The organism is Streptomyces sp. P5F9 (assembly GCF_057961495.1).
The window spans coordinates 18,380-27,532 of sequence record NZ_JBXVPZ010000086.1 but is presented as its reverse complement, the minus strand read 5'-3'; the positions used below and the strand labels follow the sequence as shown (position 1 = coordinate 27,532).

At 69.7% G+C, this 9,153-nt stretch carries 9 protein-coding genes; 6 read left to right on the top strand and 3 right to left on the bottom strand.

Features of this window, described 5'->3' with window-relative positions; genetic code table 11:
- Positions 1 to 114 precede the first annotated feature (114 nt).
- Positions 115 to 666, top strand: a complete 552-nt coding sequence (locus AC31A1_RS16785) for a beta-class carbonic anhydrase (RefSeq protein WP_489654088.1) — start codon at positions 115 to 117, stop codon at positions 664 to 666.
- 27 nt (positions 667 to 693) lie between these two features.
- On the opposite strand, the gene AC31A1_RS16780 is transcribed toward AC31A1_RS16785, so the two are convergent.
- Positions 694 to 900 (bottom strand): hypothetical protein, encoded by a 207-nt coding sequence (locus tag AC31A1_RS16780; protein WP_489654087.1) that lies wholly within the window; start codon positions 898 to 900, stop codon positions 694 to 696.
- A 74-nt stretch (positions 901 to 974) separates the two neighbouring features.
- On the opposite strand from AC31A1_RS16780, the gene AC31A1_RS16775 reads away from it, so the two are divergent.
- Positions 975 to 1,820: an acyl-CoA dehydrogenase family protein gene (locus AC31A1_RS16775; protein ID WP_489654086.1), complete on the top strand. Its 846-nt coding sequence runs from the start codon at positions 975 to 977 to the stop codon at positions 1,818 to 1,820.
- Between the two features lie 26 nt (positions 1,821 to 1,846).
- Here the strand turns inward: AC31A1_RS16775 and AC31A1_RS16770 are convergent, their stop codons facing one another.
- Complete coding sequence (locus AC31A1_RS16770; protein WP_489654085.1) at positions 1,847 to 2,536, bottom strand: GntR family transcriptional regulator; 690 nt, start codon at positions 2,534 to 2,536, stop codon at positions 1,847 to 1,849.
- A 307-nt stretch (positions 2,537 to 2,843) separates the two neighbouring features.
- Between AC31A1_RS16770 and AC31A1_RS16765 the strand changes: the two genes are divergently transcribed.
- Genes AC31A1_RS16765 through AC31A1_RS16750 form a run of 4 tightly spaced genes read left to right on the top strand, consistent with a single transcriptional unit; the run spans position 2,844 to position 7,999 of the window.
- The gene (locus tag AC31A1_RS16765; protein ID WP_489654084.1) at positions 2,844 to 3,344 is read left to right on the top strand and encodes an NAD(P)H-dependent oxidoreductase subunit E; all 501 of its coding nucleotides are present in this window, start codon (positions 2,844 to 2,846) and stop codon (positions 3,342 to 3,344) included.
- Complete coding sequence (locus tag AC31A1_RS16760) at positions 3,341 to 4,972, top strand: formate dehydrogenase beta subunit (RefSeq protein ID WP_489654083.1); 1,632 nt, start codon at positions 3,341 to 3,343, stop codon at positions 4,970 to 4,972. The genes AC31A1_RS16765 and AC31A1_RS16760 overlap by 4 nt, the downstream gene beginning before the upstream one ends.
- Positions 4,969 to 7,785 carry a formate dehydrogenase subunit alpha gene (gene fdhF, locus AC31A1_RS16755; protein ID WP_489654082.1) on the top strand — a complete coding sequence of 939 codons (2,817 nt, stop codon included), beginning with the start codon at positions 4,969 to 4,971 and terminating at the stop codon, positions 7,783 to 7,785. The genes AC31A1_RS16760 and fdhF overlap by 4 nt, the downstream gene beginning before the upstream one ends.
- 1 nt (position 7,786) lies before the next feature.
- A complete protein-coding gene (locus tag AC31A1_RS16750) occupies positions 7,787 to 7,999 on the top strand; it encodes a formate dehydrogenase subunit delta (RefSeq protein ID WP_489654081.1) in 213 nt (70 codons plus the stop codon).
- A 77-nt stretch (positions 8,000 to 8,076) separates the two neighbouring features.
- Here the strand turns inward: AC31A1_RS16750 and moaA are convergent, their stop codons facing one another.
- Positions 8,077 to 9,117: a GTP 3',8-cyclase MoaA gene (moaA, locus tag AC31A1_RS16745; protein WP_489654080.1), complete on the bottom strand. Its 1,041-nt coding sequence runs from the start codon at positions 9,115 to 9,117 to the stop codon at positions 8,077 to 8,079.
- Between the last annotated feature and the right edge of the window lie 36 nt (positions 9,118 to 9,153).

Sequence of the window (9,153 nt, the reverse complement as noted above, 5' to 3'; positions counted from 1 at the left end):
CCCACATCACCACCCCACCCCTCCTCGGCCAACACAACCAAGAGATCCTTCACGGTGAACTCGGTATCTCCCCCGACGAGTTGCCGCTCCTCAAGGCGCAGGGAGTGATCTGACATGCCGACGCCGGCGCCCCGTTTCGTCCAGCCCACCCGCAGCGCACCCGGCACCGGGACGGTCACCGACCGGCTCGTGGAGGCCAACCGTGCCTACGCCGCCGGATTCGTCGACCCGGGGATGGACGCTCGTCCCGTGCTGCAGGTGGCCGTCGTGGCCTGCATGGACGCCCGTCTCGACCTGCACGCCGCCCTCGGCCTGGAGCTCGGCGACTGCCACACCGTCCGCAACGCGGGCGGTGTGGTCACCGACGACACGATCCGCTCCCTGACCATCAGCCAGCGGGCGCTCGGCACCCGCAGCGTCGTGCTCATCCACCACACCGGCTGCGGTCTGCAGACCCTGACCGAGGACTTCCGGCACGACCTGGAGATGGAGGTCGGACAGCGGCCGGCCTGGGCGGTGGAGGCCTTCTGGAACGTCGACCAGGACGTACGGCAGTCGATGCAGCGGGTGCGCACGTCGCCGTTCCTGCCGCACACCGACGACGTCCGGGGCTTCGTCTTCGACGTGACCACCGGGCTGCTGCGGGAGATCGATCCGCGGTCCTGAGTCCCGCCGCGGGCTCCCGTCCCGCCGTCAGGCGCTCTGGCCGGCCACCGCGGCGATCTGCTCACAGTAGAAGTCGGTGGTGTTCCGGGTGTGCCGGCGCATGAGCTCCTCGACGAGGTGCTGGCCGGGTTTGAGCGAGCCGTTGACGATCAGTTCGGTCAGCCCATAGCTGGATGGTCCCGTTGTGAAGTTCCGAAGTTCCGGAATCCGCTCGGCCTCCCCTCTGGCGCCCAATGAGGGATGCAGAATACTGTATGCAATCATCAACTGGCAGTGGACCAGAAGCCGTTCCCCGAGGGGGTCACCCCGTGTCCTACCGCACCGCTCTCTCAGAAGTCCTGACCGGTGTCATCGAACCGGCCGCCCAAGTGACCGGCATCGAGGGCAGGTTCCCCCGTGCCGCCGTGACGGCCCTCGGCCGTGCCGGGCTGCTGGGACTCACCGTCTCCGCCGCATTCGGCGGTGGCGGACTGGCGCTGCCGGAAGCCGTCGAGGTGGTGGCCCGAACGGCGTGCGTCTGCCGGGCGACGGCGGCCGTGCTCCAGTCCCACTACTCGGCGGTCGCCGTCATCGAGTCGTACGGCAGCCCGTGGCTGCGCGCGGAGATCGCCGCCGGACGTCACCTCGGCAGTCTTGCTCTCACCGAGACGGAGGCCGAGGTCGAGGCCGAGGTCGAGGCCGAGGTTGAGGCCGAGACGGACGCCGACCGGCAGGGGGCGGAGACCCAGCTCCTCGCGCCGAGCTCCGCTGCCGTCCGCACCGGTGACGTGGTCGCTCTGCGGGCCCGTAAGCACCAGGTGGTCGCGGCGGGAGAAGCCGACGTCTATGTCTGGTCCTCCCGGCCGTTCGCCGCACCGGACGGCCTGAGTCTCTGGGTGGTTCCGGCGCACGCCCCGGGCCTGTTCGTGCCGGCCCGGCCGGGCGGTGCGGGGCCGGGTGGCAGTGCCACGTCCACGGTGTTCGCCGACCCGGTTCTGGTGCCCGCCGACGCGATGCTCGGCGGGGACGGCGACGGGCTCGACATCGTGCTGCGTACGGTCCTGCCGTGGCTGCTCGAACTGCGGGCCGCCGCCGGTGCCGAGACCCTCCGCCGACCGTCCCTCGACATCTCCCGCGGGGCCGCTCGCCGCCCCGCCGGGTCGCTCGCATCCTGAACCGGGCCCCGGGACGGCCCGTTCGGTCAGTCCTGGCTCGCCCTGGCGGCGATCTGCCTGCGGTAGAAGTCGGCCGTGCGCTCGGTGTGCTTGCGCATGATCTCGCCCGCGCGGTCCGCGTCGCCCTTGGCGATGGCCTTGATGAGCTGGGAGTGCTCGTTCCAGGCTTCCTTGCCACGGGGTTTGGCGATGGGGGTGTAGTACCAGCGCACCTTCTGGCCCACCTGGGCGATCAGCTCGGCCAGTACGGCGTTGTCGGCGACCGAGGTGATGAAGTCGTGCAGGGCGGTATTGGCCGCGACCAGGCGTTCGACATCGCCCCCGGCGAGCGCGTCGACGCCTGCCTGCTGCAACTCCCAGAGGCGTTCGACGTCCTCGGGCTCGGCGTTCTGCGCGGCGAGTTGAGCCGAATAGGTCTCCAGGACCGCGCGGACGCCGAGGAGTTGGGCGGCCTCCTCCTCGGTGGGGGAGTGGACGAAGGCGCCCTGGGCGGGGCGCAGGTCGACCCAGCCGCCGATCTGCAGTCGCTGCAGTGCCTCGCGGACCGGCTGGCGGCTGACGCCGAGGTGTTCGGCGAGTTCGGCCTCGACCAGGTGCTGGCCGGGCTTGAGGGAACCGCTGATGATCAGCTCGGTCAGGGCGTCGTACACGGCCCGACGCAGGGGTGCCGGGCGGGTGACGCGCCGGGACGCTGCGGCCGTGAGTGCCTCGCGCATGGTTGTCCAGTTCTGCCGCCGGGCCCGCGCGGGGCGACGGCTTTGCCAAGAGGTGGCCGTCGAGAGGGTTGCCGACAGCCATGTCAGCATACAGGTTTTGGTATGCAGGATGGCATGTGCTGTCAACGGGTGTGGCCCCTGGTCGGCAAGCCTCCCCGGGATCGATCCGGAGTCGGCGCGGCGAGGGAGTTCCTGCTTCGCGCCGAGTTCTCTGCGATCGAGCTGGGACGAGCTGCGATTGAGTTCTGTATACAGAAGCCTGTATGGGGTATGGTTCAGTCTCCTGCACCCCTCGCCGGAGACCCGTGTGACGGAAGGCGAAGCGATCATGACGACCACCGGGAGTGACGTGACGGTCGAGAGCGTGGTGCGGAGGGCGGTGGCCGGTCACCGGGACCAGCGCGGCGCGCTTCTGCCCGTACTGCACGCCGTTCAGGCCGAGTTGGGGCACGTGCCGCAGGAGGCGATCCCAGTGCTCGCCGACGCGCTCAACGTCTCCCGGGCTGACGTCCACGGGGTGGTGACCTTCTACCAGGACTTCCGCCGCGAACCCGCGGGACGCACCACGGTGCGCATCTGCCGCGCCGAGGCGTGCCAGGCCCTGGGCGGGGAGCGGTTGGTGGACCATGCCCGCCAGTCCGGACTGACCCTGGGGGAGACGACGGCGGACGGTTCGGTCACCGTCGAGCAGGTCTTCTGCCTCGGCAACTGCGCACTCGGGCCGTCGGTGGAGGCGAACGGCCGGCTGTACGGACGGGTGGGCCCCGCCCAACTGGGTTCGATCCTCAACGGGAGGGTCTCGTCATGAACCATTCTTCGCACTCCCCGCACTCCCCGCACTCCCCGGCGACGGTCTACGTCCCCCGCGACTCTGCGGCCAGGTCCGTCGGCGCGGACGAGGTCGCGCTGGCACTGCGCGACGCGGCCGACCGGGGCGACTTCGGGATCGACGTCGTACGCAACGGATCACGCGGCATGCTCTGGCTGGAGCCGATGGTCGAGGTCGCGACCCCCCGGGGCCGCGTCGGCTACGGGCCGGTGGCACCCTCCGACGTGGAAGGACTCCTGGCCGCCGGGATGCTCGACGGAGCGGACCATCCGCTGCGGCTCGGCATCGTCGACGAACTGCCCTGGCTGGCCCGCCAAAACCGCGTCACCTTCGCCAGAGTGGGGGTGACCGACCCCCTGTCGCCACAGGACTACCTGGAGCACGGCGGCCTCGTCGGGCTGCGCGCCGCCCTCCAACTCGCGCCCGACGACATCGTCGCCGAGGTCACCGCCTCCGGACTGCGCGGACGCGGAGGCGCCGGATTCCCGGCCGGCATCAAGTGGAAGACCGTGCTCGACTGCGCCGACGAGCTGAAGTTCGTCTGCTGCAACGCCGACGAGGGCGACAGCGGGACCTTCGCGGACCGCATGGTCATGGAGGGCGATCCCTTCATGCTCATCGAGGGCATGACGATCGCCGCGCACGCGGTCGGTGCGAGCGAGGGCTACCTGTACATCCGCTCCGAGTACCCCGACGCGGTGGCCACGATGCGGTCGGCGATCACGATCGCGCGCGAGCAGGGCTGGCTCGGCCGGGGCGTCCTCGGCTCACCACTCGACTTCAACCTGCATGTCCGCGTCGGCGCGGGGGCGTACATCTGCGGCGAGGAGACCTCCATGCTGGAAAGCCTGGAGGGAAAGCGGGGCATGGTCCGCTCCAAGCCACCGATCCCCGCGATCGAGGGCCTGTTCGGCAAACCGACCGTGGTGAACAACGTCCTCACGCTGGCCACCGTCCCCGTCGTCCTCGCCGAGGGCGCGAAGGCGTACCAGGAACTCGGCGTCGAACGCTCCCGCGGCACCCAGGTGTTCCAGCTCGGCGGCAACATCGCGCACGGAGGCATCGTGGAGACCGCCTTCGGGGTCACCCTGCGCGAGCTGGTTGAGGACTACGGCGGCGGCACCTTCTCCGGACGCCCCGTACGCACCGTTCAGGTCGGCGGACCGCTCGGTGCCTATCTGCCGACGTCGATGTTCGACCTGCCGATGGACTACGAGGCGTTCGCGGCGGCCGGCGCGATGGTCGGCCACGGCGGCGTCGTGGTGTTCGACGACACCGTCGACATGGCCGCCCAGGCCCGGTTCGCGATGGAGTTCTGCGCCGAGGAATCCTGCGGCAAGTGCACACCGTGCCGGGTCGGTTCCGTACGTGGCGTCGAGGTCATCGACAAGATCGTGGCCGGCACCCACCGGGACGAGAACCTGGCCCTCCTCGAAGACCTGTGCGACCTGATGACCGACGGCTCGCTGTGCGCGATGGGCGGGCTGACACCGATGCCCGTACGCAGCGCCCTCGCGCACTTCCCCGACGACTTCCTCGGCGGCCGTCGACTCCTGGACATCCAACCCGTACAAGCGAGCGGCGCACGGACGGAGGGCACGGCATGACACTCCTCAAGGAACCCGACTTCGGAACCCCGGAAAGGCCCGGACCGGCAACGGTGTCGGTGGAGGTGGACGGGCTGCCGGTGACCGTCCCGGAGGGCACGTCGGTGATGCGCGCCGCCGCACAGGCCGGCGTCGACATACCCAAACTGTGCGCCACCGACAGCCTTGAGGCGTTCGGCTCCTGCCGGCTGTGTGTGGTGGAGATCGACGGCCGCCGCGGCACCCCGGCGTCCTGCACCACACCGTGCGCCGACGGGATGAAGGTCAGCACGCAGACGCCGAAGGTGGAGAAGCTCCGTCAGGGCGTCATGGAGCTCTACATCTCCGACCACCCGCTGGACTGCCTCACCTGCCCAGCCAACGGCGACTGTGAACTCCAGGACATGGCAGGGGTGGTGGGGCTTCGGCAGGTCCGCTACGGCTACGAGGGCGAGAACCACCTCGATGCCGAGAAGGACACCTCGAACCCCTACTTCGACTTCGACCCGTCCAAGTGCATCGCCTGCTCCCGCTGTGTGCGGGCCTGCGGCGAGGTACAGGGCACCTTCGCGCTCACCATCGAGGGGCGCGGCTTCGACTCCAAGGTCTCGCCGGGCGCCGGCGAGACCTTCATGGAATCCGAGTGCGTCTCCTGCGGCGCCTGCGTGCAGGCCTGCCCGACGTCGACGCTCCAGGAGAAGTCGGTCGTCGAACTCGGCATGCCCACAAGGTCGGTGGTGACCACCTGCGCGTACTGCGGGGTCGGCTGCTCGTTCAAGGCCGAGTTGCGCGGCGACGAGCTGGTGCGCATGGTCCCCTACAAGGACGGGGGAGCGAACGAGGGCCACTCCTGTGTGAAGGGCCGCTTCGCCTTCGGCTACGCCACCCACCCCGACCGGGTCCTCAAGCCCATGGTCCGCGACCGGATCACCGACCACTGGCGCGAGGTCGAGTGGGACGAGGCGATCGGCACGGTGGCCCGGCGCATGCGCGAGATCCAGGACCGGTACGGATCGAGCGCGGTCGGTGCCATCACCTCCTCGCGCTGCACCAACGAAGAGGTCTACGTCGTACAGAAGATGGTCCGCGCGGCCTTCGGCAACAACAACGTCGACACCTGCGCCCGGGTCTGCCACTCCCCGACGGGATACGGCCTCAAGCAGACCTTCGGCGAGTCGGCCGGCACCCAGGACTTCCGTTCGGTCGCCGAGGCCGACGTGATCATGGTGATCGGGGCCAACCCCACCGACGGGCACCCGGTGTTCGCCTCCCGGATGAAGCGCCGACTGCGCGAGGGCGCCGAGCTCATCGTCGTGGACCCGCGCCGCATCGACCTGGTGCGCTCGCCGCACATCGAGGCACGCCACCACCTCCAGCTCAGGCCGAGCACCAACGTCGCCGTCGTCAACGCCATGGCGCACGTGGTCGTCACCGAGGGCCTGGTCGACCGGTCCTTCGTGGACCAGCGGTGCGAAGGCTTCGACGACTGGGCGGAGTTCGTCGCCCGCCCGGAGAACAGCCCGGAGTCCGTCGAACCGATCACCGGCGTACCGGCCGAGGAACTGCGGGCCGCCGCACGGCTGTACGCCGAGGCACCCAACGGCGCCATCTACTACGGCCTCGGCGTCACCGAGCACAGCCAGGGCTCGACCATGGTCATGGGGATGGCCAACCTCGCGATGGCGTGCGGCAACATCGGCCGTGACGGCGTCGGCGTGAACCCGCTGCGCGGCCAGAACAACGTGCAGGGGTCGTGCGACATGGGTTCGTTCCCGCACGAGTTGCCCGGCTACCGGCACGTCTCGGACGACGCCGTACGCACCGTGTTCGAGAACCTCTGGGGCGGAACCATCCTGGCCGAGCCGGGACTTCGCATCCCCAACATGTTCGACGCGGCGATCGACGGAACCTTCCGCGGCCTGTTCGTCCACGGCGAGGACATCGCCCAGTCCGACCCGAACCTCCAGCACGTCACCGCCGCACTCAAGGCCATGGAACTTGTCGTCGTACAGGACCTGTTCCTCAACGAGACGGCCAAGTTCGCGCACGTCTTCCTGCCCGGCGCGTCCTTCCTGGAGAAGGACGGCACCTTCACCAACGCCGAACGCCGCATCAACCGCGTACGTGCGGTGATGAAGCCGAAGACGGGCAAGCACGAGTGGCAGATCGTCAGCGAGATCGCCACCGCCATGGGCTACCCGATGTCGTACGACCGTCCGAGCCAGATCATGGATGAAATCGCCTCGGTCACACCGACGTTCACCGGAGTCTCCTTCGAGGTGCTGGACAAGCTCGGCAGCGTCCAGTGGCCGTGCAACGAGCGGGCACCGGAGGGCACGCCCATCATGCATGTGGACGAATTCGTGCGCGGCAAGGGCAAGTTCGTGGTCACGTCCTACGTCCCGACGAACGAACGCAGCACCCGCCGCTTCCCGTTGGTCCTCACCACGGGACGGATCCTCAGCCAGTACAACGTCGGCGCGCAGACCCGCCGTACCGGCAACATCGCCTGGCATCCCGAGGACGTACTGGAACTGCACCCGCACGACGCCGAGGACCGAGGCATCAGCGACGGCGACATGGTCACCCTCGCGAGCCGCGTCGGGCAAACGACCCTGCGCGCGGAGATCTCCGACCGGATGCCGACCGGGGTCGTGTACACCACGTTCCACCACCCCGTCACCGGCGCCAACGTGGTGACGACCGAGAACTCCGACTGGGCGACCAACTGCCCGGAGTACAAGGTGACCGCCGTGCAGGTCGCGCCGGCGCGCCCGGACCGGCACAGCGAGGCGGAAGCCACCGACAACGGCCTTGTCACGGTGGTGGATTGAGATGACAGCCACCGTGCCGCCCGAGCGCAGGATGGCCAACGACATCGCCGCGAACCTCGGGCACCTGCCGGGGGAGCGGGCCGTCGAGGAGATTGCCGGGCACATCGGCAGGTTCTGGGACCCGCGTATGCGGACCAGGTTGCAGGAGTTCGTCGACGCCGGGGCGGACGGTCTCGATCCCCTGGTGGTGGCCGCCGTGAAGCTGCTGCGCTGACCCGCGCCGCATACCGCATACGAGCGACCGCCGCGCGAAGAGCACCACGCGCGGCGGTCGGTCGTGGCATCCAGCCGTCAGCCGCCGATCGCGGACATCGGGCGGCGGGGCTGGACGAAGGACGCCTCGTCGAGGCCGGCGCCGGCCTTCTTGCCCCACATGGCGACGCGCCAGCGTTCGGCGATGTCCTGGTCGGACGCATCCGTGCGCAGGGCGGTGCGCAGGTCGGACTCCTCGCGGGCGAACAGACAGTTGCGGACCTGCCCGTCGGCGGTGAGCCTGGTGCGGTCGCAGGCGCGGCAGAACGGCCGGGTGACCGCGGCTATCACCCCGACCCGGGCAGGGCCGCCGTCCACCAGCCACCGTTCGGCGGGCGCGGAGCCGCGCTGCGTGTCGGGGGTGAGGGAGAAACGGGCGCCGAGCCTTTCGAGGATCTCCGCGGCCGTGACCATGTCGTCGCGCTGCCAGCCGTGTTGGGCGTCCAAGGGCATCTGCTCGATGAAGCGCAGCTCGTAGTGGTACCGGAGCGCCCAGTCGAGCAGGGCGGGGGCCTCGTCGTCGTTGACGCCGCGCATGAGGACCGAGTTGACCTTGACCGGGGCGAGCCCGGCCGCGCGGGCCGCGTCGAGGCCGGCGAGGACGTCGTGGTGCCGGTCGCGACGGGTGAGGGTGCGGAAGACGTCGGGGCGCAGGGTGTCGAGGGACACGTTGACCCGGTCGAGGCCCGCGGCGCGCAGTGCCTCGGCGGTGCGGGCGAGGCCGATGCCGTTGGTGGTGAGGGAGAGCCTCGGACGCGGGGCGAGGGCGGCACACCGCTCGACGATGCCCACCAGTCCGGGGCGCAGCAACGGCTCGCCGCCGGTGAAGCGGACCTCGGTGACGCCGAGTTGCGAGACCGCGAGGGAGACCAGGCGCACGATCTCGTCATCGGTGAGCAGTTCCGGCCTGGCCAGCCACCTCAGTCCCTCCTCGGGCATGCAGTACGTGCACCGCAGATTGCACCGGTCGGTCAGTGAGACCCGCAGATCGGTGGCGGTCCGGCCGTGGGTGTCGATCAACACGGTTTGCCCCCTCGTTTCGACTGTACATCGCGTACGAATACTGCATACAGTATTCATCACTCCGCCTCCTGAGGGGAGCCACCATGAAGATTG